This is a genomic window from Kitasatospora sp. NPDC087314, from assembly GCF_044744365.1.
In the GTDB taxonomy this organism is placed as follows: domain Bacteria; phylum Actinomycetota; class Actinomycetes; order Streptomycetales; family Streptomycetaceae; genus Kitasatospora.
This window is the reverse complement of the sequence record NZ_JBIUYE010000013.1, coordinates 252,343-277,363: the sequence shown is the minus strand read 5'-3', so window position 1 is coordinate 277,363 and position 25,021 is coordinate 252,343. Positions and strand designations below refer to the sequence as shown.

The 25,021-nt window shown below is 74.1% G+C and carries 20 protein-coding genes and 1 pseudogene; 10 read left to right on the top strand and 11 right to left on the bottom strand.

Translation table 11 applies throughout. The features are described from left to right. Positions 1–33: 33 nt before the first annotated feature. On the bottom strand, positions 34–1,254 hold the full coding sequence (locus tag ACIO5E_RS27975; protein ID WP_400672882.1) for a glycosyltransferase: 1,221 nt from the start codon (positions 1,252–1,254) through the stop codon (positions 34–36). Between the two features lie 286 nt (positions 1,255–1,540). Further along, the gene (locus ACIO5E_RS27970) at positions 1,541–2,038 is read right to left on the bottom strand and encodes a hypothetical protein (RefSeq protein WP_400672880.1); all 498 of its coding nucleotides are present in this window, start codon (positions 2,036–2,038) and stop codon (positions 1,541–1,543) included. Positions 2,039–2,277: 239 nt separating this feature from the next. Between ACIO5E_RS27970 and ACIO5E_RS27965 the strand changes: the two genes are divergently transcribed. After that, complete coding sequence (locus ACIO5E_RS27965; protein ID WP_400672879.1) at positions 2,278–2,991, top strand: molybdopterin-dependent oxidoreductase; 714 nt, start codon at positions 2,278–2,280, stop codon at positions 2,989–2,991. Then, positions 2,975–3,583: a cytochrome b/b6 domain-containing protein gene (locus tag ACIO5E_RS27960; RefSeq protein ID WP_400672877.1), complete on the top strand. Its 609-nt coding sequence runs from the start codon at positions 2,975–2,977 to the stop codon at positions 3,581–3,583. The genes ACIO5E_RS27965 and ACIO5E_RS27960 overlap by 17 nt, the downstream gene beginning before the upstream one ends. A gap of 310 nt (positions 3,584–3,893) precedes the next feature. Here ACIO5E_RS27960 and ACIO5E_RS27955 read toward each other — a convergent pair whose 3' ends face one another. The 3 genes and pseudogenes from ACIO5E_RS27955 to ACIO5E_RS27945 all read right to left on the bottom strand — a co-directional run. Then, complete coding sequence (locus ACIO5E_RS27955; protein WP_400672875.1) at positions 3,894–4,583, bottom strand: SAM-dependent methyltransferase; 690 nt, start codon at positions 4,581–4,583, stop codon at positions 3,894–3,896. Beyond that, positions 4,580–5,107, bottom strand: coding sequence for a DUF2064 domain-containing protein (locus ACIO5E_RS27950; RefSeq protein ID WP_400672997.1), 528 nt, complete (start codon positions 5,105–5,107; stop codon positions 4,580–4,582). The genes ACIO5E_RS27955 and ACIO5E_RS27950 overlap by 4 nt, the downstream gene beginning before the upstream one ends. 102 nt (positions 5,108–5,209) lie before the next feature. Beyond that, positions 5,210–5,920: pseudogene (locus ACIO5E_RS27945) on the bottom strand (glycosyltransferase family 2 protein); the annotation flags it as partial. A 205-nt stretch (positions 5,921–6,125) separates the two neighbouring features. Here ACIO5E_RS27945 and ACIO5E_RS27940 point away from each other — a divergent pair. Together ACIO5E_RS27940 and ACIO5E_RS27935 are read left to right on the top strand one after the other, a co-directional pair. Next, positions 6,126–6,860 (top strand): response regulator transcription factor, encoded by a 735-nt coding sequence (locus ACIO5E_RS27940; protein WP_400672995.1) that lies wholly within the window; start codon positions 6,126–6,128, stop codon positions 6,858–6,860. Continuing rightward, on the top strand, positions 6,857–8,014 hold the full coding sequence (locus tag ACIO5E_RS27935; RefSeq protein WP_400672874.1) for a sensor histidine kinase: 1,158 nt from the start codon (positions 6,857–6,859) through the stop codon (positions 8,012–8,014). Before ACIO5E_RS27940 ends, ACIO5E_RS27935 begins: the two co-directional genes overlap by 4 nt. A 47-nt stretch (positions 8,015–8,061) precedes the next feature. On the opposite strand, the gene ACIO5E_RS27930 is transcribed toward ACIO5E_RS27935, so the two are convergent. Beyond that, a complete protein-coding gene (locus tag ACIO5E_RS27930) occupies positions 8,062–9,633 on the bottom strand; it encodes an AMP-binding protein (RefSeq protein WP_400672872.1) in 1,572 nt (523 codons plus the stop codon). Positions 9,634–9,696: 63 nt separating this feature from the next. Continuing rightward, positions 9,697–10,764 (bottom strand): NAD-dependent epimerase/dehydratase family protein, encoded by a 1,068-nt coding sequence (locus tag ACIO5E_RS27925; protein ID WP_400672870.1) that lies wholly within the window; start codon positions 10,762–10,764, stop codon positions 9,697–9,699. 301 nt (positions 10,765–11,065) lie between these two features. Here ACIO5E_RS27925 and ACIO5E_RS27920 point away from each other — a divergent pair, with 301 nt between their 5' ends. The 4 genes from ACIO5E_RS27920 (at position 11,066) to ACIO5E_RS27905 (ending at position 16,461) form a co-directional block, all read left to right on the top strand. Beyond that, entirely contained in the window at positions 11,066–12,580 is a 1,515-nt protein-coding gene (locus ACIO5E_RS27920; protein ID WP_400672867.1) for a purple acid phosphatase family protein, read from the top strand. A gap of 293 nt (positions 12,581–12,873) precedes the next feature. Then, positions 12,874–13,344, top strand: coding sequence for a hypothetical protein (locus tag ACIO5E_RS27915; protein ID WP_400672865.1), 471 nt, complete (start codon positions 12,874–12,876; stop codon positions 13,342–13,344). Between the two features lie 137 nt (positions 13,345–13,481). Then, positions 13,482–14,099: a hypothetical protein gene (locus ACIO5E_RS27910; RefSeq protein WP_400672863.1), complete on the top strand. Its 618-nt coding sequence runs from the start codon at positions 13,482–13,484 to the stop codon at positions 14,097–14,099. Between the two features lie 379 nt (positions 14,100–14,478). Beyond that, complete coding sequence (locus tag ACIO5E_RS27905; protein WP_400672860.1) at positions 14,479–16,461, top strand: Ig domain-containing protein; 1,983 nt, start codon at positions 14,479–14,481, stop codon at positions 16,459–16,461. Positions 16,462–16,520: 59 nt separating this feature from the next. Here the strand turns inward: ACIO5E_RS27905 and ACIO5E_RS27900 are convergent, their stop codons facing one another. Continuing rightward, a complete protein-coding gene (locus ACIO5E_RS27900) occupies positions 16,521–17,000 on the bottom strand; it encodes a hypothetical protein (protein WP_400672858.1) in 480 nt (159 codons plus the stop codon). Between the two features lie 368 nt (positions 17,001–17,368). Here ACIO5E_RS27900 and ACIO5E_RS27895 point away from each other — a divergent pair, with 368 nt between their 5' ends. Then, positions 17,369–19,846 carry a xanthine dehydrogenase family protein molybdopterin-binding subunit gene (locus tag ACIO5E_RS27895; protein ID WP_400672856.1) on the top strand — a complete coding sequence of 826 codons (2,478 nt, stop codon included), beginning with the start codon at positions 17,369–17,371 and terminating at the stop codon, positions 19,844–19,846. Positions 19,847–19,915: 69 nt separating this feature from the next. Further along, the gene (locus ACIO5E_RS27890) at positions 19,916–21,091 is read left to right on the top strand and encodes an alpha/beta hydrolase (protein WP_400672853.1); all 1,176 of its coding nucleotides are present in this window, start codon (positions 19,916–19,918) and stop codon (positions 21,089–21,091) included. Positions 21,092–21,146: 55 nt separating this feature from the next. On the opposite strand, the gene ACIO5E_RS27885 is transcribed toward ACIO5E_RS27890, so the two are convergent. The 3 genes from ACIO5E_RS27885 to ACIO5E_RS27875 all read right to left on the bottom strand — a co-directional run bounded on the left by ACIO5E_RS27885 (position 21,147) and on the right by ACIO5E_RS27875 (position 25,016). Continuing rightward, complete coding sequence (locus tag ACIO5E_RS27885; RefSeq protein ID WP_400672851.1) at positions 21,147–22,244, bottom strand: S1 family peptidase; 1,098 nt, start codon at positions 22,242–22,244, stop codon at positions 21,147–21,149. Positions 22,245–22,536: 292 nt separating this feature from the next. Next, a complete protein-coding gene (locus tag ACIO5E_RS27880; protein ID WP_400672849.1) occupies positions 22,537–23,979 on the bottom strand; it encodes an MATE family efflux transporter in 1,443 nt (480 codons plus the stop codon). An 8-nt stretch (positions 23,980–23,987) separates the two neighbouring features. Next, positions 23,988–25,016 carry a cysteine synthase family protein gene (locus ACIO5E_RS27875; protein ID WP_400672847.1) on the bottom strand — a complete coding sequence of 343 codons (1,029 nt, stop codon included), beginning with the start codon at positions 25,014–25,016 and terminating at the stop codon, positions 23,988–23,990. Positions 25,017–25,021 lie beyond the last annotated feature (5 nt).

The window sequence follows — 25,021 nt, the reverse complement described above, 5'->3', positions numbered from 1 at the left end:
ATCTCGGGTGGTTCACACGGGCGCGGGAGCCCGCTACCGGCCTCGGCCGACCGCGTCGAGCAGGAGCCTCGCGGCCGTCGTCGTCCCGTCGTGGCGGATCGTGGCGGCCACGGCGGCCGCTCGATCCCGGGTCTCGGCGGCCAGGGCCGTCCTGAGCGCGGCCGACAGGGACTCGACGGTCGGCGTCGGGCCGTCGTGCGCCGCGCCGATGCCCAGGTCGGCCACCCGGCCCGCCCAGTACGGCTGGTCCGCCGCCTGGGGCACCACGACCTGGGGCGCGCCGGACCGGGTCGCCGTCGTCGTGGTGCCCGCTCCGCCGTGGTGCACGACGGCGGCCACCCGGCCGAACAGCGCCTGCTGGTTGACCTCGCCGACCACGAAGCAGTCGTCCCGCTCGTCGCGCGGGTCCAGGCCGGCCCAGCCGCGCAGCACGACCGCGCGGCGCCCCTGTGCCCGGATCGCCTCGACGGCCACCTGGGCGGCGTCCGCCGCGGCGTGCATCGGCATGCTGCCGAATCCCGCGTACACCGGCGGGGCGCCGGCGGCCAGGAACGCCTCCAGCCCGGGCGGGAGGGGGCGGGTGTCGGGCGCGACCCACGCGCCGGTCTGGACGACGTCGAGGTCCGGCGTCTCCCGCCACGGGTCCAGGACCGGGTCGGTCGCCAGCCACGGCCGGTCGCCGATGACGTAGTCGCGGACGTCGTCCACCGGCGGCATACCGGCCGAGGCCCGGTTGGTGTTGAGCGCCGCACCGAACAGCGCGTTGATGCTCTCGGCGTCCAAGTCCCACAGCACCCGGTTGTCGGTCACCTCCGGCGGGAACGGCCGACCCGCGTACTCCAGCGGCCGGCGGTGCGGCGACGGCAGGGTGAGCTGCTGGAAGGTCACGGACACGGAGGGGATGCCCAGCTTCTCGGCCACCGACAGCGCCCCGGCCGCAGCGGGCATCATGCCGGTCGCCACCAGGGCGTCACAGCCCTCGGCCGCCGCGGCGACCGCCTCGAACTGGGCGGCGATCAACGCCGCCGCGCGCTCGGGCATGGACGACGACGGCGGAGCCGCCTTCGTCAGCGCGCGCGCCGACCGGCCGACCGGCACCAGCGGCACGCCGACACCGGCCAGCCGCTGCGCGAAGTCCTCGTCCGGCGGCGCGCACACCCGAACCTCCGTGCCGAGCTCGCGCAACCGCGCCGCGAGCCCCACCAGCGGTTCGAGGTCCCCGCGCGATCCGTACGTCGACAACAGCACACGCATTCAGTGACTTCCGTTTCAGCGGATTCCGGCCTGGGCCGATGATTCTGCGCCACCACCAGGGCCTTGCCGCAAGCCCCCCCGTGCGCTATACGTTAGAAGTGGCCGGGAGAGGGTTGTCCTCCTGCGCCCTTCTCGTCCGGTGTCACGGACAACCTCTTCGCGAAGCGGCGACGCGCCGCACGGTCTCGTCGGTACCGTCGGAGCACGGCGACGGCGTCGCCGGACACAGGGCAACGCGCGGGCCCCGGCCGGGGTTTCGGCCGGGGCCCGCGCGATGTTCCGGGGGTCAGGCGCGTATGGTGAGCCAGGCGCCGAGGCCGTTGCAGCCGCGGGCGTCATAGGTGGTGCTGCGGTAGCCGGCCGGGATCGGCGAGTACGGGCAGGTCCAGATGCCGTTGCGGACCAGCTCGTGGAACCAGGCGCCGACACCGCTGCAGCCCTGGGGGTTGTAGTTCGTCAGGACGTATCCGGAGACGATCGGCGAGCCCGAACAGGTCCACAGCCGGTCCTGGGCGGGTGCCTGGAACCAGGAACCGTGTCCGTTGCAGCCGCCGCTGTTGAACATGGTGATGACGTACCCCGGGGGCACGGGCGTGCCGGGGCAGGTCCATCCGCCCACCGAGGCCGCCGCCGCGGGCGCGGCCGGGGCGGCGGTGGCCGTTCCGGCCGCCGTGCCGGTGAGGGCGGCCGCGAACAGCGCGACCGTCGCGACCGTACGGACGAGTCGGCTGAGCAGGGCCTTCGTGCGGGTGGCAGGCCGTAGTTGACGCAGGGGCACGGTCACGGGGCACCGATCCGATCGGTAGGGCCTCGGCTGTCGGGTCGGCCGAGGGGGCGTAGCGGCGGGGACGTGTCGCACCCTAGTGGGCGCGGGCCGTGCTCGGGTGGGATGTTCCGACGACCGTGACCGGAACGCGATCCGGTGCTGCCCGGGCGCGAGGGACGACGCCGGAGAGATGACGAAAGGCTGACGTATCGGGGCCGGGCCTCGTCCTCCCGGCTCCGGGCTGGTGCAATCGGGGTGTGGACGGAACAGACGAAGAGGGCCGGGGCACGCCGGTGGGGCGGCGGGTGGTGCTCGGGCTGCTCGGGCTCGGCGCGGTCGGGGTCGCGGCCGGGCCGTACCTGCAGCGGGTCGAGTCGGGGCTGGCCGAGCGGGATCCGAGCGGGCTGAGCGGGCTGCTGCCGGGGAACAACGGGTTCCGGTACTACTCGGTGGTCTCCTCGGTCCCGGCGCGGGATGCGAACAGCTACACGCTCACGGTGGACGGCCTGGTGGACCGCCCGACGACGCACCGCCTGGCGGACCTGCAGGCGATGCCGCAGCGGCGGCTGGTGCGGGACGTGCAGTGCGTCACCGGATGGCGGGTGCCGAACACCCCGTTCGAGGGGGTGCCGCTCGCCCATCTGCTGGATGCTGCCGGGGTGCGGCCGGGCGCCACGGCCGTCCGGTTCAGTTGCTTCGACGGCGAGTACACCGAGAGCCTCACCCTCGACCAGGCCCGGCGCGATGACGTGCTGGTCGCGCTCAGGATGCAGGACGACCCGATCTCCCACACCCATGGCGGCCCGGTGCGGCTGTACGTCGCGCCGATGTACTTCTACAAGTCCGCCAAGTGGCTCTCCGGGATCACCGTGACCGGCTCGGTGGAGCCGGGCTACTGGGAGCGCAACGGGTACGACGTCGACGCCTGGGTCGGCCGGTCGAACGGACGTGGCGATGCGCCGACGAGCTGAACTCCGCCACCGCTTCACCCTCGCCGAGCGCTGGGTGCACCGGACGACCGCCGTGCTGATGGGCGTCTGCCTGGCCACGGCCGCCTGCCTCTACCTCGCCCCGCTCGCCGAACTGGTCGGCGACCGGCCGCTGGTGGTGACGGTGCACGTGTGGTGCGGCCTGGCGCTGCCCGTACCGCTGCTGCTCGGGCTCGCCTCGCGGGCGCTGCGGGCGGACGCCGCCCGGCTGAGCCGCTTCACCCCGGCGGACCGGCAGTGGCTGCGCGCGATCCGGACGAGATCGACGGGCCGGCCGGCGGGCAAGTTCAACGCCGGGCAGAAGCTGTACGCGCAGTGGACGCTCGGGACGATGCTGGTGATCGTCGGCACCGGGCTGCTCATGTGGCTGACCGGCCTCACCCCGCCCGCCTGGCGGGTCGGGGCGACCTTCGTGCACGACTGGCTGGCCGCCGGCATCGCCGTGGTGGTGGTCGGGCACGTCCGGATGGCCTGGCGGGACCCGGAGGCGCGGCTCGGGATGCGGACCGGGTGGGTGGATCGCCGGTGGGCCGAGCGCGAGCACCCGCAGTGGCGGTCGATGGGCCCGGAGTAGGGGGTGGGCCGGACGTCTTGTCGCAGCCCGGGGCATGTGGCAGGCTCGGCCGGGACGCCTCTAAGGGTGCCGCCGGGGCACCCCTGACCGTGGGGCCAAGAGGCGGTTGGGCGACAGCCGCACGCGTGGTGCACGATCGGCATCCTGCAAGGCTCCTTGGACCCCGGCGCCAACTTCATTCCGTGCCTGGGCTGGTGGGTCTCGCCTGGGCCTCGCCGCGGGCTCCTGGGCGCTCGCGCCTCACCTGGTGCGCATCGCTGCGGGTGCCGCACCGTTGGTGCTTCGCTGCTGGTGCTTCACCGCTGGTGCTTCACCGCTTGCGCATCGCGAGGAAGTGGCGGCCGTGCGAGGTCCAGCGCTCCGCCTCGACCAGTCCGGCGGCGGCGCGGGCCCGCCGCAGGGCGGCGGCCGTACCGAGCCGGGCCCAGGGGAAGCGCGCCCCGAGCCGGCCGTCCGGGCCCTCGACCTGGACGGTGACCCGCTCGTCCACCTCCACCGGCTCCACCTCGACCAGCAACAGCCCGTCCGGCGCGATGAGTTCGGCGCCCCGCCGGAGCAGTGCGTCCGGGTCGCCGCCGATGCCGAGGTTGCCGTCGGCGAGCAGCGCGGCGCCCCAGCGGCCTTCGGCGGGCAGCCGGTCGAAGACCGAGCGGCAGAGCGCCGGGCCGCCCAGCCCGACCGTGCGGGCGACGGCCGCCCCGGTCACGTCGACTCCCAGGGCCGGGACGCCGAGCGCGACCAGCGCGGCGACCAGCCGTCCGGGGCCGCAGCCGAGGTCGAGGACGGGCGCGGCCAGGTGGGTGCAGCGCAGCAGCAGGCTGTGGTCCGCGCCGGCCGCCGGGCCGCACCAGCGTTCGATGTCCAGCCGATGCCGGCGGCCGTCCTCGTGGCGCAGCCAGAGCGGGCCGTGCCCGGTGCGGACGGCCTCGGCATAGGGATCCCGGTCCCCCCAACCGGAGGCCGGGCGGGGGTCGCCGACCCGGGGTGCGGTGATCGTCAACTCGCCACCTCCGGGCTGAGGTCGAGGTGCCTCAGTCGTGCGGCGAAGCGGCTGCCCGGCGCCTCGGCGGCGACTCGGTGGGCGTCCTCGATGGTGTCCACGTCAATGAGCGATGGAAGCTGACGGGTCGTCAAGTTCGCTGCGGTGAGGCGTTCGAGCAGGGCCGCGCCGGTTCCCGGGGTGGACATCGGTACTCCGTGCAACAGGCGCGCGGCCAGGTCGGCCGTCGGCCGGGCCAGGCCCAGGGCCCAGAAGCCGCCGTCCGCCGCCGGGCCGTACCAGGCGTCCACGCCCGCCCGCCGGGCGGCCGACAGCGGTTCGGCCAGGGCGGCGGCGCTCAGCTGCGGGGTGTCCATCCCGACCAGCAGCGCCGGCGCGTCCGGGGCCACCCGGGCCGCGTGGGCGAAGGCGGCGGCCAGCCGTTCGTCCAGCCCGCCGCCGCTCTGCGCGACGACCTCCCAGTCGGCGGGCGGCCGACCGGCCGGCTCGCCCTCCAGGACGAGCAGGCGGCGCCCGGCCGGCATCGCGCCCAGGGTGTGCAGGGTGTCGGCGAGGGCGGCCGCGGCCAGGGCGGCGGCCTGTTCGGGCGTGCAGGGCGGGGTGAGCCGGGTCTTCACCCGGCCGGGGACGGGCGCCTTGGCGATCACCAGCAGGGTCGGCGGGGGCGCGGCCAGCACGGTCCGCATGTCGCGGACGGCCTGGCGGGTGCCGCGCAGGGTGCCGGTGACCTTGGAGCGGCCCGCGCGCGGCAGGTAGTCGACGGGCGTCTCGGCGATCCGCAGACCGGCGGCCGAGGCCGCCAGCACCATCTCCAGCGGGTAGCCGGAGCGCCGGTCGCCGAGGCCCAGGGCCAGCAGGTGCTCCCGGCGGGCGGCCCGCATCGGGCCGAGGTCGTGCAGGGCCGCGCCGGTGCGGGCGCGCAGCCGGCGGGCCAGGACGGTGTTGGCGAGGCGGGCGTGCAGCGGCCAGGCCCCGGCGGTGGCCGGGCGGCGGCGTCCGAGCACCAGGTCGGCGGCGCCGGTCAGCACCGGGCCGGTGACCCGGGGGAGTTGGGCGGGGTCGAGGGAGCCGTCGCAGTCCAGGAAGCAGACCAGGTCGGCGGTGGCGGCGCGCAGCCCGGCGTGGCAGGCGGCGCCGAACCCGCGCCGGGGCTCCTCGACCACGGTCGCGCCCAGGGAGCGGGCGAGGTCGGCGGAGCCGTCCCGGGAGCCGTTGTCGACGACGATCGCCCGCCAGCCGTCCGGGATCCGCCCCAGTACCCAGGGCAGCGCGGCGGCCTCGTCGAGGCAGGGCAGCACGACGTCGACGGCTGCAACGGTGGAGGTGGGTGAGGTCACGCGGGCCACGCTAACCGCGGCCGGGCGGCCTGCGGTGGCGACGCAGCCTTACGGAAGTCGGACGTCGCGGCGGCTGACCCGTCCGGCGGATCACGGTCCGGCGGAGCAGGCCCGGCGGATGTTACGGAACTCGAACGCGCGCCCGTCCGGCCCGCACCCGCCGCCACGACCTCTTATCCTCGGCGAGGTGAACGACACCCCGCACATCCTGGTGGTCGACGACGACCCGACCGTCTCCGAGGTCGTCGCCGGCTACCTCGCCCGCGCCGGGTACCACGTGGACCGGGCCGCCGACGGCGCGCGCGGACTCGACCTCGCCGAGCGCACCCGCCCCGACCTGCTGGTCCTGGACCTCATGCTGCCCGGCCTGGACGGCCTGGAGGTGCTGCGCCGGCTGCGGGCCTCCGCCGAGGGCGCCGCGCTGCCGGTGGTGCTGCTCACCGCCAGGGGCGACGAGGCGGACCGGATCCTCGGCCTGGAGCTGGGTGCGGACGACTACGTCACCAAGCCGTTCAGCCCGCGCGAGCTGGTGCTGCGGGTGCAGTCGGTGCTGCGCCGCGCCCGGGCCGGAGCGGCCACGATGGCGGGCGGCGCGGTGGACGGCACGGCGGAGGCCGGCGGGGCGCTGCGCTCGGGGGACGTCACGCTCGACCCGAAGGCCCGCCGGGCCCACCGGGGCGCGCGTGAACTCGCCCTCACCCTCAGGGAATTCGACCTGCTGGCATTCCTGCTCCGGCATCCCGGCACGGTGTTCTCCCGGCAGGACCTGATGCAGCGCGTCTGGGGCTGGGACTTCGGCGATCTCTCCACCGTCACCGTCCACGTGCGGCGGCTGCGCGAGAAGATCGAGGACGACCCGGCCGCGCCTGCCCTGATCAGCACCGTCTGGGGCGTCGGCTACCGCTACGACCCGGCCCGCCCGCAGGGCGGTGCGGCGTGAAGGACCTGTTGCTGATCGCCCTGTTCGCCGCCCTCGGCGCGGGCGGGGCGGGCCTGCTCGGCTGGGTGGCGATCCGGCTGCTGCGCCGCCGCTCGGTCGCCCTGTCGCTGTTCTGCGTGGCGGCCGTGACCGTCCTCGCGGTGACCTCCGGGACGTTCGCGGTGGCGCAGGCGATGTTCCTGTCCACCCACGACCTCGGCGTGGTCATCACGGTGCTCGGCATGGCCGCGGTCGTCTCGCTGGTCACCGCCGCGCTGCTCGGCCGCCAGGTGGTGGCCGGCAGCCGGGCGCTGGCCGAGGCGGCCCGGACGGTCGGCAGCGACGCCGGGTTCACCGCGCCGGTCCACCCGCTCGGCGCCGAACTGGCGTCGCTGAGCGAGGAGTTGGCCGCCACCAGCGCCAGGCTGGCGGAGTCCAGGGCGCGCGAGCAGGCCCTGGAACACTCCCGCCGGGAGCTGATCGCGTGGATCTCGCACGACCTGCGCACCCCGTTGGCCGGCCTGCGGGCGATGGCCGAGGCGCTGGAGGACGGAGTCGCCGAGGAGCCCGAGCGCTACCTGGTGCGGATCCGCGCCGAGGTCGAGCGGCTGACCGGGATGGTGGACGACCTGTTCGAGCTCTCCCGGATCCAGGCCGGGGCGCTCTCCCTCTCGCTCACCCGGGTGTCGGTGTACGACCTGGTGGACGACGCGTTGGCCGGGGCGTACCCGCTGGCCAGGCGGCGTGGCGTCCGGCTGGAGGGGCGGCAGGTGGCGGCGGAGCCGGTGGAGGTGGACAGCCAGGAGATCACCCGGGTGCTCGGCAACCTGCTGGTCAACGCGATCCGCTCGACCCCCGAGGACGGCGTGGTGGCGGTGGCCGCCCGGCGGGAGGCAGACGAGGTGGTGCTGTCGGTGACCGACGGCTGCGGCGGCATTCCGGACCAGGACCTGCCCCGGGTGTTCGAGACCGGCTGGCGCGGCGGCGTCGCCCGCACCCCGCGCCGCGACGACGGCCGGGTGGCCGGCGAGCCGGGGGAGAGCGGCGCCGGGCTCGGCCTGGCCATCGTGCGCGGCATCGTCGAGGCGCACGCCGGGCGGGCCCGGGTGCACAACGTCGACGGGGGCTGCTGCTTCGAGATCACCCTGCCGGCGCCTCGGGCCGAGGCCCGCTAGGGCTTGAGGTTGAGGAAGCCGCCGGCTCCGGGTGTGGTGTGTCCGGCCTACTCGGCCACGGCCGCGCGCAGCCGCTTCTTGTCCGGCTTGCCGACCGACGTCAGCGGGATCTCGGCCACCAGGTGCAGGGCCTCCGGCGCGTAGATCCGTCCCTTGCGGGCCGTGACGAACGCCTGGATGTCCGCCAGCTCGGGCTGCTGCCCCGGAGCGGGAACGACGGCGACGTGGACGTGCTCCGCCTCCTGCGCGTCGCGCACGCCGAAGACCGCGCAGCGGGCGATCGCCGGGTGGGTGAGGAGCAGGTCCTCCACCTCGGAGGGGTAGACGTGCCCGCCGACCACGATGATCAGGTCCTTGACCCGGTCGGACAGGTAGAGGTAGCCGTCCGCGTCGAGGTGGCCGACGTCGCCGGTGTGCAGCCAGCCGTCGCGCAGCACCTCGGCGGTCAGGTCGGGCCGCTTCCAGTAGCCGGCCATGAGGCCGGCCGAGCGGATGTGGACCGCGCCCTGTTCTCCGGCGGGCAGCGCGGTGCCGTCCTCGGCGCGGATCTCCACCTCGACACCCGGGAAGGGGCGGCCGACCGGGACCTGGCCGCCCTGGGCGATCCGGTCGTGCTCCTCCGGGCCGAGGAGGGAGATGAGCTGGGCCTCGGACATCCCGTAGACGCCCACCAGGACCGGCCCGAACACCTTGAGCGCCTCCCGGATCCGGGTCGGTGAGGCGGCGCAGCCCCCGTACCAGATCTGCCGCAGGCTGGACAGGTCGGTGCGGCCGATCGCCGGGTGGTCGAGCAGCTGGTAGAGCAGCGGTGGCAGTACCCAGAGGGCGGTGATCCGCTCGCGCTCGACGGCGGCCAGGACCTCGCCGGGGTCGAAGGTGCGCTGGAGGACCACCGTGCCGCCGTGGTGGAGCGTCAGGTCGGAGTAGATCCCGGCGAGGTGGGCGAGCGAGGTGGCGGCGAGGAAGCGGGGCGGCTCGTCGGTGCTGCCGCCGCGGCCGAACGGGACGTCGAAGACGCCGCGGTAGGTGCCGTGCCGGCTGACGATGCCCTTCGGGATTCCGGTGGTGCCGCCGGTGTGGCGGATGCCGAGGTCGTCGTCCGGGCCGATCCGGACGGCGGGCGGTTCGGCGGGGCGGTGCGCGGAGGCGGCGATCACGTCCTCGCCGACGGCCGCCGGGCCGGGGCCGAGGCGGAGGACCGTCGGCACGTCGATCAGGGGCAGCAACTCGGCGGCTCCCGCGAACCGTTCGGCGTCCACGAGGAGAACGGTGGTGTCGACGCTCGCCACGATCTCGGCCAGGACCGGGGTGCTCATGCCCTCGTACAGGTTGACCACCCGCGCACCTGCGAGGCCCGCCGCGTAGCGGGCGCTCAGCGCCTCGGCGGTGTTGCCGGTGAGCAGGGTGACGGTGTCCCCGCGGGTGACGCCCCGGGCGACGAGCTCGTGGGCGAGACGGTAGCTCGCGGCGGCGAAGTCGCCGGCGGTGATCTCGACGCCGTCGGGGGTGATGACGGCCGGTCGGCCGGGGTCGGCGGAGAGGGACCGGAGGATCAGGGCGGGTGTGCTGACGAATTCCTGGTCGTTCACGGCCACTTCTTCCTTGTAGTCTGCAACCATATCGACAGGCTAACCCCATCCTCCGCTCTCCACCGGGGAGTTCCGGCCAGATCGGACGGGGCATCAGTCGTGGTGCCCGACCCGCATCGGAACGGCGGCGAACTCGGCCATCCCGGTGTGGAACGGCACCCGCGGGCGCCAGCCGAGTTCGGCGCGCAGCCGGGAGGAGTCGGCGGTGACGTGCCGGACGTCGCCGAGCCGGTACTCGCCGGTCACCAGTGGCGCCGGGCCGCCGTACGCCCCCGCCAGCGCCTCGGCCATCTCGCCGACCGTCCGGACCTCGCCGCTGCCCACGTTGTAGGCGCGGGAGCCGCCCGGCGGGCAGGCGTCGAGGGCGGTCAGGGCGGCCAGGTTGGCGGCGGCGACGTCCTCGACGTGGACGAAGTCGCGGCGCTGGCCGCCGTCCTCGAACACCCGGGGGGCCTCGCCCCGGGCCAGCGCCGAGCGGAACAGCGAGGCGACCCCCGCGTACGGGGTGTCGCGCGGCATGCCCGGGCCGTACACGTTGTGGTAGCGGAGCGTCAGGACGGTGCCCTGGCAGGCGCGGGCCCAGGCGGACGCCAGGTGCTCCTGGGCGAGTTTGGTGGCCGCGTACACGTTGCGCGGATCGGCCGGGGCGTCCTCGGTGACCAGGTGGGGGCTCAGGGCGTGGCCGCACACCGGGCAGGGTGGCTCGAAGCGGCCGGTGTCCAGGTCGGCCGGGCGGCGCGGGCCCGGGGCGACGTCGCCGTGCGCCGGGCAGCGGTAGCGGCCCTCCCCGTACACCACCATCGAGCCGGCCAGGGCGAGTCGGCGGACGCCGGTGCGGGCCATGGCGGCGAGCAGGACGGCGGTGCCGAGGTCGTTGCAGCCGGCGTAGGCGGGGGCGTCGTCGAGGTCGAGCCCGAGGCCGACCATCGCGGCCTGGTGGCAGACCGCGTCCACCCCGGTGAGCGCCCGCCGTACGGCCTCGGCGTCGCGGACGTCCCCGTGCCGGAAGACGACGCCGGCGGGCAGGTCGGGAGCCCGACCGGAGGGGTGGACGGCGGGCAGCAGCGCGTCCAGCACCCGTACCCCGTGCCCGGCCGCGACCAGCGCGCGGACCACGGCCGACCCGATGAACCCGGCGCCGCCGGTGACCAGAATCTCCATGTCGCCGACGCTAGCCGCGCCCGGGCCCGGTACGGGTGCAGGTGGGCGGAGCGTCAGGGTTCGGTAATCCGTCCGGGTCAGTGTGATCGCCTCGCCCAGGGTGGGCCAGCGTTCAACTTCCGTTCGCCGAACGCACTTTCGCCCGTGGCTCGGCCGTCCGGTCCGGCTGGGACTCTCCAGGGCGTTTCTCTGAGCCCAGGAGGCGGCAGTGGCACATCCTTCGGCACATCCTTCGCGTAGAACGGTCCTTCGGACGGGTACGGCGGCTGGCGCGCTCGCCGCACTGCCCGCGTCCACCCTGTTGTGGACGCAGCCGGCGCTGGCCGGCACCCCCGGCCCGGAGCAGATCCACCTGCAGTGGGGCAACGAGCCGTCCCGGGAGATGACGGTCTCCTGGGCGACAGCGGGCAGTGTGCGCCGTCCCCGGGTCCGGGTCGGCACCCCGCGCGGTGGCGCCGGGCACACCGTGGACGCCGCGACGCGCAGCTACGTCGACGGGCTCAACAAGGTCGAGACGTACACCCACCACGTCCGCCTGGACGGCCTGCGGCCGGACACCACGTACGTGTACGAGGTGCTGCACGACGGCGCCGACGCGGTGCGCGGCACCTTCCGCACCGCGCCCGCGCGCGGCCGGGCCGCGTTCCGCTTCACCAGCTTCGGCGACCTGGGCACCGGCGACAACGTGTTCAGCAAGTCCTCGATCCACGGTGCCGCCGCCGTCCGCCAGGTGGAGCAGTTCGCGCCGCTGTTCCACCTGCTCAACGGCGACCTCGCGTACGCCAACAACAACCCGCAGCTCCAGCCGCAGTGTTGGAACGCCTTCCTGAACAACCTCGCCACGTCGGCCGCCCACCGCCCGTGGATGCCCGCGCCCGGCAACCACGAGGTCGAGGCCGGCGGCGGGGACCTCGGGTATGCCTCCTACCTGACCCGCTTCGAGCTGCCCGACAACGGGACGCGCGACTACTGCGGCAACTGGTACGGCTTCCAGGTCGGTTCGGTGCTCTTCGTGAGCCTGGACGGCAACGAGATCGCGGTCGAGGACGACGCCAGCCTCGACCCGGCCACCGGCCGGTCGATCTACCTCAACGACTACAGCGAGGGGGCCCAGCTCCGTTGGCTGGAGCGCACGTTGTCGCATGCCCGGCAGGGTGGCGAGGTCGACTGGATCGTCGTCAACCTGCACCAGTTCGCGATGTCCTCCTCCGCCGCCAGTCACGGCGGTGACATGGGTGTCCGGGAGAAGCTGCTGCCGCTGCTCGACCGCTACTCCGTGGACCTCGTCCTGGCCGGCCACGACCACGACTACGAGCGCACCCACCCCGTCCGCGGCACCGAACCGGGCGGGCTGCTCACCCCGGCCGTCGCCGACGACGACCTGCGGCAGATCGACACCTCGCAGGGCACCGTCCACCTGATCCTCGGTGGCGGCGGCACCGCCGGGCACGACGACGTCTACCTGCCGGCCGACGCGGACGGCGTCCGCGAGGCCTCCGTCCGCACCCAGCGGCTCACCTTCAAGGCCGACCCGGACGCCAAGGAGAAGGCCCACTGGTCCGCGGTCACCGACCCCGACACCGACTTCCCGTACGGCGTCGCGGTCTTCGACGTCGACCCGGGCCACGTCCCCGGCGGCCGCACCACCATCACGGTCAGCTACTACCACTCGCCCTCCGCGACCGCCGCCAACCCCTTCCCGACCCCGGTCCTGTTCGACCGCTTCACCCTCTACCGCGACCGCAGCGACGGCTGGGGCGACGACCAGGGCGAGGACGAGAACGAGGACGCCGAGCTGGCTGCCGGCCGCCGGTAATCCGCTCCTTCGGGGCCCGCCGCGCCGGTTGCGCGACGGGCCCCTTCGGGTGCGGGCCCCTTCACGTTCGGGCGGGGCCAGGCGCGGTTGGGGAACGATCATGCGGGGCCTGTTCCGCCGGTGTGATCACCTGGAGCTCGACGGGCCGATTGGCGAGGCGGCCGTCGGGTCGTTGGGCCGTTGGCGGCGCCGGGCCGGGCCGTCCGTGCGACGGGTGGACTGCTCGGCGCGCGGGCCACCGGCGGGGCGGTTAGCGTCGGCCGCAACACGTCCGCAGTTCCGGGAGGTCGGCAGTGCAGCGGTGGATCATAGCGACGGCTCTCACTTCGGTCCTCAGCGGCCTCACGGCGCCCGCCCTGGCCGCCGATCCCGGCCCGGATCCCGGCCCGGCCCCGGAAACGGCCTCGGCGCCCGTCACGGCCATCGCCCTCGGTGAGGTCCGGATCGACCCGAGGGTCCCCGGCCGGGTCCGGGTGAACGTCGGCTACCTCTGCGGGGTCGCCGGCGAGTCCCGGTCGCTCACCGTCTCGGTGGAGCAGCGGGACCCGGAGGACTCCTCCAGCGTCGCCTTCGGTTCCAGCCGGACGGCCGAGGCGGACGTGATCTGCGACGGCGCGCAGCAGACGCGCCAACTCATCGTCCAGTCCAAGACGGTCAACTGGATCCCGGGCGCCGACGCCGTGCTGATCGCCACGGTCGCCAACCTCGGCGCCACCCCGCCCGCCTCCTCGGACGCCCAGCGGGTACTGCTCACCGTCTCCTGACGCGCCCCCGCCGGCCCGGGCCGTGGCCCGGGGCACCCCCCTGACCTCCCGATCCCACAGGTGAACGGGGCTGCTCCTGCACGCTCTCATGTTCTACAGTTCTGTAGAACTGGGTGAAGAGTGAACGGGGGCATCTGATGGACAGGCCGCTTCGACTGCCGCAGCAGGATCGGGCCGACTTCGAGACGGAGTTGGGTAGGGCGCTGGCCGGGCCGCGAGTGCTGGCGGCGTTGCGGGCGGCGGGGGACGAGGGGCGGGGGGTGGAGCGGTTGCGGCGGTGCGCGCGGGAGAACGCGGAGTTCGTGCTGGCGGCGGCCGCGCCGGAGTACGAGCGGTACGTGGCCGTGCGGGCGGACCAGGACGCGGTGGCGCGGTTGCCGGTGGACGAGCCGGGGCGGGAGCGGGTGTCGGGGTGGTGGGGCGTGGTCGGGGTGATCGTGCCGATCATCGCCGGGGTGGCGGCCGCGATCTTCCTGCTGCTGGGGTACGTACTGGGGCTGGCGGAGGACGGGGACGTGCTGGGGCACGCGCTGGTCGGCGCCGGGTGGGTGGCGGCCGGGGTGGCGGCGGTGAGTCTGCTGGTGGGCGGGCTGGGGCTGCTCGGGGCGGCGTCGCGGTCGCGGTCCGCGGAGGCCGGCGGGGAGGTCGTCGTGGGGGAGCTGGGGCTGGCGCGGGACGCCTGGCGGTCGGCGCTGGCGGAGCGCGGCCTGGTGCCGTTCCTGCTGGCGCAGGCGGGCGCCGGCCGGCGGGTGTGACGGCGCCCCCGGCGGCCGGAGTCCCAAGGCGGGGTTGAAGCGGGTAAGGAGCCGTTAAAATCCCGGCCCGGTCGTGGAGTTGGCGGGCCGGGGGTGGCCGCGCCGGTTCGGGGGCGATCGGGCTGGGCGGGCGTGGGCGCGGTGGGGTGCCGGGGTGTGGCTGCGCGGCGTGCCGGCGGGCGGGTGGCGCTGTCGCGCGTCGCGCACGGGGCCTTGTGTGCGACGGTCTGTGAAATATCATATGGCGCATTGCACAGTGGTCCGGGGTGAGATCAGGCTCCCCGTCCTCCCGCCACAGCACTGTTGACGATCAGTCAGCTCCGTGTGCGTGCCGCAACGCGCATCCCTCCCCCACGTCACGAGAGACGGAACCCGACCCGTGATCAGATTCCGATCCCGCCTGTTCCAACGCGGCCGACGGACCGCCCTGGTGGCGCTCGCCGCCGCCCTGGCCGGCGCCGCGCTCAGCAGTCCGCTGTCCGCCGTGGCCGACCCCCATGCGCCGGAGACCGCCACCGTGGCCGTCCAGCCGGGCACCCCGAAGACCGTCACCACCCCGCAGAAGTCCGGCCCGCACCGGGCCAAGGCCGCCAGGACGGGGCCGGCCGCCGGCGCGAACACCGGCGCTGGGAAGACCCCCCAGCTGGTGGACGGTGCCGACCCGGGCACCGGCAAGGACGGCGACGGCTCGGTCGCCAACGAGTACGACCTCCAGGTCACCTACAAGGGCGGCCAGGAGTCGACCGGCGTGGTGATCGGCGCGCCCAAGGTCTACCTGGTCCTGTGGGGCTCCCAGTGGGGCACCTCCTCGACGAACTCGACCGGCGACACCGTGGCGTCCGGCGACCCGGACCAGGCCGCCCCGTACCAGCAGGACTTCTTCAAGGGTCTCGGCAGCGCCGGTGACAACTGGAGCGCCGTCCTGACCCAGTACTGCGAGGGCATCTCCGCCGGCAGCATCCAGTGCCCGGCCGGGTCCGCGCACATCCCGTACCCGCAGGCGGGGAGCGTGCTCGCGGGTGTCTGGGTGGACAACGCCGCCCCCGCGCCGCAGGCCGCGACCGAGCCGCAGATCGGGGCCGAGGCGCTGGCCGCCGCCAAGCACTTCGGCAACCTGACCGAGGCGCAGAACCGCAACGTCCAGTACGTCATCGACTCGCCGCAGGGCACCGATCCGGACAAGTGGAAGGAACTGGGCTACTGCGCCTGGCACGACTTCCAGCGCTCGCCGTACGGCCAACTCGCCTACACCAACATGCCGTACCTGACGGACGTGGCCGGCTGCGGCACCAACTGGTTCAACGAGAACACCCCGCGCGGCCGGCTGGACGGCTACGGGATCATCGGCGGCCACGAGTACGCGGAGACGGTGACCGACCCGAACACCCCGGGCGGTTGGACCGACGCCACCGGTCAGGAGATCGGCGACAAGTGCGCCTGGATCCCGTACGGCGCCAACGGCGGGCTGTTCTTCGAGAACCTGTCGACGGGCAGCTTCCCGTTGCAGACCCTGTGGTCCAACACCGACCACCTGTGCGTGGGTTCCGACCCGGTGGTGGCCAGTCCGCCGGTCTCCCTGAGCACGATGTGCGACCGGGTGGACACGGCCGCGCGGCCGATGTCGATCCCGGCGGTGGGCGTGTCCAGCAGCGGTTCGGCCCTCATCTACGGCGCCAACGGGCTGCCGCAGGGCCTGGCCATCGACGCGCACAGCGGGGTGATCTCCGGCACCGCCGCCGCGACCAACGGCTACCAGCGGATCACCGTGACGGCGACGGACGGCGCGGGTAAGACCGCCTCCACCGGCTTCTGGGAGAACGTCAGCGCCACCGGTCAGCCGGGCTGCGGTGCGATCGAGCAGCTCACGAACCCCGGCTTCGAGAACGGTTCGGCGAACGTCAACCACACGGTGATGACGGACTCCTGGAGTCCGTCGGGTTACAACGTCATCACCCCGTCGAGCCTGCACGCGGCGCACTCGGGCACCTGGTACGCCTGGCTCGGCCAGGACGCCGGGACGGACGACTCCATCACCACCTACCTGAACACCTACCCGGGCTACGGGTCGGCGAGCTTCTCCTTCTGGCTGGACGTCGAGTCGACCAACACCTCCGCCACCGCGCCCGACACGCTGTCGCTGGTGGCGATCAACCAGTACACCGGGCAGCCGATCGGTACGGTGAAGACCTGGACCGGCCAGCACCCGACCAGCGGCTACCAGTACCAGTCGGTGGACCTCAGTCCGATCATCGGACAGGTCGGCTGGGGCACCACCATCGGCCTCAAGCTCGTCTCCCACGAGGCCGGTACGACCCCGACCACCGCGTTCCTGATCGACGACGCCTCGGCCCGCGAGAGCTGACCGTCCGCACGATCACCGGCCCCGGCACCGCAGCGCGCGGTGCCGGGGCCGGCGCCGTGTCAGTCGCCGGCCTGGTGGCCCGGTCGGGTGGTGGTGCGGGCGCGGGCGGCGTCGACGAGGAGGTGGGCGGCGTCGAGGGGGACGGCGAGTCGGCGGGCGATCCACGGGGCCGGGCGGCCGGCCCGGGCGAGCATCCAGGCGGAGTACAGTTGGCCCAACTGCGGTGCCTGGTGGGCGAGGAGGAGCGGGCGGACGGCGTCCATCGGGAAGTCCGCCAGGGCGTGGGCGCTGTACTCGCGGCCGTTGGGGCCGGGCGGGGGTAACGGGAGCGGGCGGCGGGTGTCGAGCCAGCGGCCGAGGAGGACCGCGCCGACCGCCAGCAGGCCGGAGCCGGAGGCCCCGATCAGGATGGCGTTGATGACCGGGCGGTCCTCCTCCTCGGCCAGGCCGAGGGCGAGCTCCTCGGCGATGAGGAGGGCGAGGACGGTGAGCAGCACCGCGGCCTCGGCGGGGCGCGGGTAGGGCCGGGACGTCGTCATGGGGTACCTCTTCCTCGGCGGGGGCGCCGGGGTGGGTGAAGGGGACGCGGACGGCGGTGGCGGCAGGGCCGACGGAACTGACGCGACGTCAGAACGCCTGGGTGACGGGTGTGTTCACCGTCTGCCGGAGGCGGACCGGGGCATGCGGGAGCGGAGGTGGGGGCGGGTGCGGCCCGGACTGCTGCTGTCCATCTGTCTCGCCTCCTTCCGGTCGGGCGCACCGTGCCGGTGCGTTCGTCGACGGGGCAAGGGGGGCTCGGTCTCGGATCTCGGGACAGCATAGCCCCGCCCCCAAGCCGACTTCGACACGCTTGTCGAAGTCGGCGCGGGCGCGACGCGGACGGGCGAGGGCAGGACGCGGGCACCGGGTGAGTGAGCCGACCCCGCCGCTGGACGATCGACCAGGTCGGGGCGGTGGTGGCTGGTGTGCGGACCCACTCGCGCCCGGCCCGCCGCCGCGGCTTCAATCGCCGTACCGAAGGAACGATTCCGGCCGGGCGATCGAGGACGCGATCCGCGGCGTCCGGCACACCGAGGAGCCCGACCCCGGCCACGCCGTCGGCCGCAACCTGGGCGCGCCCGCCGGGCCGCAGGTGGTCACCGGCACCGCCCGCTACACCTTCGACGTGGAGGTGCCCGGGCTGCTGCACATGAAGCTGCCGCGCTCCCCGCACCCGCACGCCCGGATCGTCGCCATCGACACCTCGGCCGCCCTGCGCGTGCCCGGCGTGCACGCGGTGTTCACCCACCACGACGCGCCCGAGCGGCTGTACTCCTCGGCCCGGCACGAGCACCCGACCGAGGACCCGGCCGACACCCGGGTGCTGGACGACGTGGTCCGCTTCGTCGGCCAGCGGGTCGCCGCGGTGGTCGCCGACCGCGAGGCCGCCGCCGAGGAGGGCTGCCGCCGGACCGCCGTGGAGTACGAGCGGCTCCCGTACGTACTGGACCCGGAGGAGGCGATGGCGCCCGGCGCGCCGGTGCTGCACCCCAAGGGGCCGGAGGCCCGGATCGCCCGGCCGGAGAGCAACGTGTGCGGCGAGGTGCACGGCGAGATCGGCAGTGTGGAGCAGGGCCTCGCCGAGGCCGACGCGGTGTACCAGGAGACCTTCCGGACCCAGCGGGTGCAGCACGCCAGCCTGGAGACGCACGGTTGCGTCGTCTCCTTCGAGGAGCGCGAGGACGGCGCCGGCGAGCGGCTGGTGGTGCGCTCCAGCACCCAGGTGCCGTTCCTGACCCGGCGCGCGCTCTGCGCCCTGTACGACCTGCCGGAGGAGGAGGTCCGGGTGGTGGCGGGCCGGGTCGGCGGCGGGTTCGGCGGCAAGCAGGAGGTGCTGACCGAAGACATCGCGGTGCTGGCGGCGCTGCGGCTGCACCGGCCGGTGAAGCTGGAGTTCACCCGGGCCGAGCAGTTCTACGGCGCCACCACCCGGCACCCGTTCACGATCACCGTCACGGCGGGTGCGAAGGCGGACGGCACGCTCACGGCGCTGCGGTTCCGGGTGGTGTCGAACGCCGGTGCGTACGGCAACCACGGCCCGGCGGTGATGCTCCACAGCGTCGGCGAGTCGATGGGCGTCTACCGGGTGTCGCACAAGCGGGTCGACGCGTACTCGGTGTACACCAACTCCGTGCCCGCCGGGGCCTTTCGGGGCTACGGGCTCGGTCAGGTCACCTTCGCGGTGGAGTCGGCGATGGACGAACTGGCCCGCCGACTGGGGATCGACCCGCTGGAGTTCCGGGAGCGCAACGTCATCGGCCCCGGCGAGCACATGCTCAGCCCCGGCGGCGAGGAGGAGGACCTGCACATCGCCAGCTACGGCCTCGACCAGTGCCTCCAGGTGGTCCGCGACGCGCTCGCGAACGACCGCAGCGCGGCGGACGCCCCCGAGGGCTGGCTGGTCGGGCAGGGCTTCGCGATGGCGATGATCGCCACCGGCCCGCCGGGCGGCCACTTCGCCGACGCCACCGTCGCCCTGCTGGAGGACGGCGGCTACGACGTCGCCGTCGGCACGGCCGAGTTCGGCAACGGGACGACCACCGTGCACCAGCAGATCACCGCGGGCGCACTCGGCACGACCGTCGACCGGATCGCGATCCGCCAGTCCGACACCGACGTGGTCCGGCACGACACCGGCGCCTTCGGCTCGGCGGGCACGGTGGTCGCGGGCAAGGCGGTGATGCGGGCCGCGAACGCGCTCGCCGAGCGGCTGACCGCCTTCGCCGCCGAGTACGCGCGGGCCCCGCGCAGCCTGGTCCGGCTCGGCGCCGAGGCCGTCGACTGCGATGGGCGGATCGTCCCGCTGAAGGAGCTGTACGCGGCGGCGCGCGAACGCGGCGTCGACCTCGCGGGCACCGGGCACTGGGGCGGCTCGGCGCGCTCGGTGGCGTTCAACTCGCAGTGGTTCCGCCTCGCCGTCGACCCGGACACCGGGGAGATCCGGATCCTGCGCAGCGTGCACGGCGCCGACGCCGGGCGGGTGATGAACCCGATGCAGTGCCGCGGGCAGGTCGAGGGCGGCGTCGCCCAAGCGCTCGGCGCGACGCTGTTCGAACGGGTGCTGCTGGACGACCGGGGCGAGGTCACCACGGCCGCGTTCCGCCGCTACCGCCTCCCCGCGTACGCCGACGTCCCGCGCACCGAGGTGCACTTCTCGACCACCTCGGACGCGATCGGCCCGCTCGGCGCCAAGTCGATGAGCGAGAGCCCGTTCAACCCGGTCGCCCCCGCCTTCGCCAACGCCCTGCGCGACGCCACCGGCGTCCGCTTCACCGACCCGCCGTTCCTGCGCGACCAGGTCTGGCAGGCCCTCGCCGACCGGCGGGAAGGACGCTCCGCCCCTTGATGGCTACCCTGGGTACGGGGCGCGCCGGCCCCGGCCGGTGGTCCACAGTGGTAGGGGAGGCCGGGACGGATGGGACTCACCAGTCACAAGCTGTTGGCGCTCGCGGGGCTGCTCGCGGTGTTCACGGTGCTCGGCACGATCTGGGTCTGGCCCCGGCTGGCCGTCCGCAGCTGGCCCGCGATGTTCCTGCGGCTCGGCACCATCGCCGTCACCCAGCTCGCCCTGCTGGTCGCCCTCGGGCTCGCCGTCAACGACTACTTCGTGTTCTACAGCAGCTGGGCGGACCTGCTGGGCCACAACCACGGCCGGGCCGTGATCCAGGGCGGGCCGGCCACGCCGGGCGCGGGCGCTTCCGGCACCCCGGGCGCTTCCGGAGCCCCGGTCGGGCCGGCGCCCGGCGTGCAGGTGCTCGGGACGGCCGAGATCACCGGCGCGGGGTCGGCGAGCCGCGATCCGGCCCGGATCGGCCGGATCGACCGGGTCCGCATCCCCGGCCCGAGCACCGGCCTGTCCACGGACGGGTACGTCTACCTGCCGCCGCAGTACTTCCAGCCGGGGTTCGAGGGCCGGCGCTTCCCTGCCGTCATCGTCATGACGGGTTTTCCCGGAGACGCCACGAACCTGGTCACCAAGCTGCGCTACCCGGCCACCGAGCTCGATCTCATCCGGACCGGGACGATGAAACCGGCCGTCCTGGTGCTGATGCGGCCCTCCCCGTCGATGCCCCGGGACAGCGAGTGCGAGGACATCCCGAACGGCCCGCAGGCGCAGACGTACTTCACCACCGATGTGCCGCAGGACATCCGGGCCTCGTACCGGGTCTCGACCGGGCCGAACAGCCTCGGGGCGATCGGCGACTCCACCGGCGGCTACTGCGCGTTGAAGCTCGGCATGGTGCACCCGCAGGTCTACTCGGCGGTGGTGTCACTGTCCGGCTACTTCAAGGCGGCGGAGGACATCACCACGGGTGACCTCTTCGGCGGCAGCCAGCAGCGCCGCGACGAGGCGGACCTCAACTGGCGGCTCGCCCACCTGCCCGCCCCCGCGGTGGCGGTGCTGCTCGCCGACAGCAAGGAGGACGGCAGCACCTACGCCGACTCGAAGGCCTTCGCCGCCGCCGCGCGCCCCCCGCTGACCGTCGCGCAGGCCACCGTCGATGCCGGCGGCCACAACTTCACCACCTGGAACCGGCTGATCCCGCCCTCGCTCGGGTGGCTGAGCTCGCACCTGGCCGATCCGGCCTGACCGCTGATGGTCAGGCCGGATCGGCGGTCCGTGCCTGGCTGGGGCCGGTCCGCTTCTAGCCGATCGTCGCGCCGAAGTGGCTCAGCGCGGCGGTGACCGGCTGGAAGAAGGTCTCCCCGCCGCTGGTGCAGTCGCCGCTGCCGCCCGAGGTCAGGCCGACGGCCTGGTCGCCGGAGAACAGCGCACCGCCGCTGTCGCCGGGCTCGGCGCAGACGTCGGTGTCGATCAGCCCGCGGACCGAGCCCTCCTGGTAGTTCACGGTGGCGTTCAGGCCGGTCACGGTGCCGCCGTAGACGCCGGTGGTGGATCCGCTGCGCTGGACCGACTGGCCGACGAACGCCTGGGCGGCGCCGCTGATCGACTGCGTGGTGCCGTCGTACAGGTCGACGGCGCTCGGGTGCCCGACGGCGCTGGTGTACTTGACCAGCGCGTAGTCGTTCCCGGGGAAGGTGGCGCTGGTCACCGAGCCGATCTGGCCGCCGCCCTGGGAGTCCGACCAGCTGCGGAAGGCCACGCCGCAGTGGCCCGCGGTCAGGAAGTACGGCTGGCCGTTCTTGACGACGTTGAAGCCGAGCGAGCAGCGGGCGCCGCTGGCCCAGATCGCGTCGCCGCCCGCGATGAGGGGCTTGAAGCGGTCGGCCGACCGGTTCAGCCGGGCGGTGTCACCGAGGGCCGCGACCGCCGCCGTCAGTCGCTCCAGGTCCGCGCCGGTCACGGTGGGGTCCGCCGTGACCGCCACCTGGTCGGTGCGCGGGTCGATCGACCAGGCGGTGCCCGGTATGGTCGCGGTGCGCTGCAACTCCTGCTGCGCGCCGAGCAGTTCCGCCATCGAGTGGCGGACGGTGCGCGGCTGCGCGCCCGTCTGCCGGACGCGCTCGCCGGCCGCCGCGTCCAGGACGTTGACGACGAGCCTGCCGTCGGTGTCGACGTAGGCGCCCGCGCTGCCGCTGTCGCCGAGCTGCCCGGTGAGGTCGCTCGCGAGCCGTGCCGTGGCGGCGGAGGTGGTGGAGAACGTCCGCGGCACGGCCGCCCCGGACGGGGCGGCCTGCGCGGAGACCTGCGGGAGGATCAGCGCGGCGGTGAGGGCGGTGACGCCCGCAGCGGCGAGTGCGGTGCGGCGGGTGTGGGTCGGGGTGATCCGTCGTGTCTTCAACTCGGCTCCTGAAGTGGGGGATTGGGGCCTGAGGGGGGAGCCGCCGGGAAGGGGCGCGCGCTGGCGCGGGTCGGCGGCCGAACGCTGGCCGGGTGCATGTCAACCGGCTGAGCCGAGTGTCCCGCCGGCGAAGGGCCGCTACAAGAAGGTGGCCTCACCCGGTTCCCCTGACTGCTGCCATGCGGAGCATTGGCGCAGAACTACAGGAATGTAGAGATGAGTTGGCGCCGAATCGGACCGCGCACGGCCGAACGCCCGTGGTGGCCTATGCAGGTGAACACGATTGCGCCGGCTAGATCGCAGGGACGGGCTCCTGGGTGTCGGTGGCCCGGGAGGTGAGGGCCCGGCCGTAGCGGCGCAGCAGCAGGACGGCGGTGGTGGCGAGGCCGATCAGCAGGCCGAGCCAGAGGCCGCGGGTGTCGCCGCCGAGGGGGTAGGCGAGCAGCCAGGCGGCGGGGAGGCCGACGAGCCAGTAGCCGACCAGGGTGATGCGGAAGCCGCTCCTGGTGTCGTCGAGGCCGCGGAGCAGGCCGACGCCGATGTTCTGCGCGCAGTCGAAGAACTGCAGGACGGCCACGACGCCCAGCAGTCCGGTGGCGATGTCCAGCCCCTGCTGGTCGGCGGCCGAGGACGGGTCGAAGTACGGCCGCAGCACCAGCTCGGGCAGGGCCAGGTAGACCGTCCCGACCACCGTCATGACGACGGCCCCGCAGGCGAGCGCGGTGTCGCGGATGCGCCGGGCCGCCGGGTAGTCGCCCAGCGCCAGCTCCCGGCTGACGTTGATGGAGGCCGCGTGCGAGAGCCCCACCGCGACCTGGAACACCAGGTAGATCAGCTGGTTGACGGCGGTGTGCGCGGCCAGTGCGGCGGCGCCGAAGCTGCCGGCGAGCAGGGCGGTGACGGAGAAGAACCCGGCCTCGGAGCCGTAGGTGGCGGCGATCGGCGTGCCGAGGCCGAGCAGGCGCCGGACGGTCGGCAGGTCGGCCCGCCAGGCGCGCAGGCTGAGCAGCGGGCCGAGCAGCGGATCCCGGCGGGCGGAGCCGTAGAGGGCGAGGAAGGAGAGCAGGTGGACGCAGCTGGTGGCGACTCCGATGCCGGTCAGGCCCAGCTTCGGGAAGCTCCAGCTGCCGTGGATGAAGGCCCAGTTGAGCGCGGCGTTGACGGCGACGGACACCAGGGTGATCTGCAGCAGCGCCTGCGGGCGGCGCATGCCGACGGTGAACTGACGGATCGCCTGGAACCACAGGCAGGGCAGCAGACCCGGGGCGAGCGCCGCGAGCATGCCCTGGGTGCGGTGGGCGACGGCGGCCTCCTGACCGAGCAGGGTGGCGGCCTGGCCGATCAGGACCATCAGGACGGCGCCGGCGATCCCGGCGAGGGTGGCGACCGCCAGGGCGGCGCGGACCAGGCCGCGGACCTCGTCGTCGGCCCTGCGCTGGGCGTCGACTCCGCCGTCGGTCTGCTCGGCACGAGCGGAGTCGGCCTGCTCGGCGCGGGCGGCGGCGGCCGCGACCTGGTTGCCGACGGAGGTGACGAGGCCCACGCCCATGGTGCGCAGCTGGTTGAAGATGACCAGGGCGAGGCCGCCGGCCGCGAGCGCCTCGGTGCCGAGGACGCCCATCATGATGGTGTCGGTGGTGGTGAGGGCGACCTGGGCGAGTTGGGTGAGGGCGAGGGGGACGGCGAGCGCGGCCAGGGCGCGGCCGTCGCGGGCCAGGGTGGTCAGCTGCTGCATGGTGGAGTTCAGTTCCTGCGGAGTTTGGTGAGGGTCTCGTCGATGCCGGCTTCGACGGCGCCGTCGATCAGGGAACGGGCGTTCATCCAGTCGTCGTTGAAGACGGCGTCCAGGTACTTCTCGCCTCCGTCGTTGACGAAGGCGACCATAACCGCGTCGGGCGGGAGTTGGCCGAGGCGGGTCAGAGCCTCGTGGACGACCCCGCCGGCGGAGCCGCCGATCAGCAGGCCGGTGCGGCGGGCGACGACGCGGGCGGTGGCGAAGGCCTCGACGTCGCCGACCTTGACGCCCTCGTCGATGAGGTCGTAGTCGACGAGGAGGCCGATGGTGGCGCCTTCGGGGGTGCCGGTGCCGGACTGGTAGTAGTCGTGGGCGGGCGGGCCGAAGGCGATGGAGCCCTTGGGCTCGACGCCGATGACGGCGAGGCCGGGGACGGTCTTCTTCAGTTCCCGGGCGGTGCCGCACAGGCCGCCGCCGGTGCCGACGGCGCCGATCAGCACGTCCACCCGGTTGTCGAGGGCCTGGGCGATCTCGCGGCCGACGGCGTGGTAACCCACCGCGTTGCCGGGGTTGTTGTGCTGTTCGGTGAAGACGGTGTTCTCCCGCCCGCGGGCCATCTCCTCGGCGAGTTCCTCGCGGGCGGCGGTGTTGAGCTCCTCGCCGCCGTCCTCGGCGACGTAGACGAGATCGGTGCCCATGGCCTTCATGCCGCGCAGCTTGTCGGCGGCGGCGTGGTTGTCGACGACGGCAGTGAAGCGGTAGCCGCGTTCGGCGGCGACGACGGCGAGGCCGAGGCCGGTGTTGCCGGAGGTGGACTCGATGATGTGCCCGCCCGGGCCCAGCTCGCCGCGTTCCTCGGCGTCGAGGACCATCTGGCGGGCCATCCGGATCTTGGCGCTGCCGGTGGGGTTGTACATCTCCAGCTTGAGGAGCAGCCGGGCGCCGTTGTCGGAACGGGCGAGTTCGAACAGCGGGGTGTAGCCGATGAGGTCGGATATCCGGCTGACCACCGGGGGGCGGTGGAGGGCGTCGGTCATGGTGT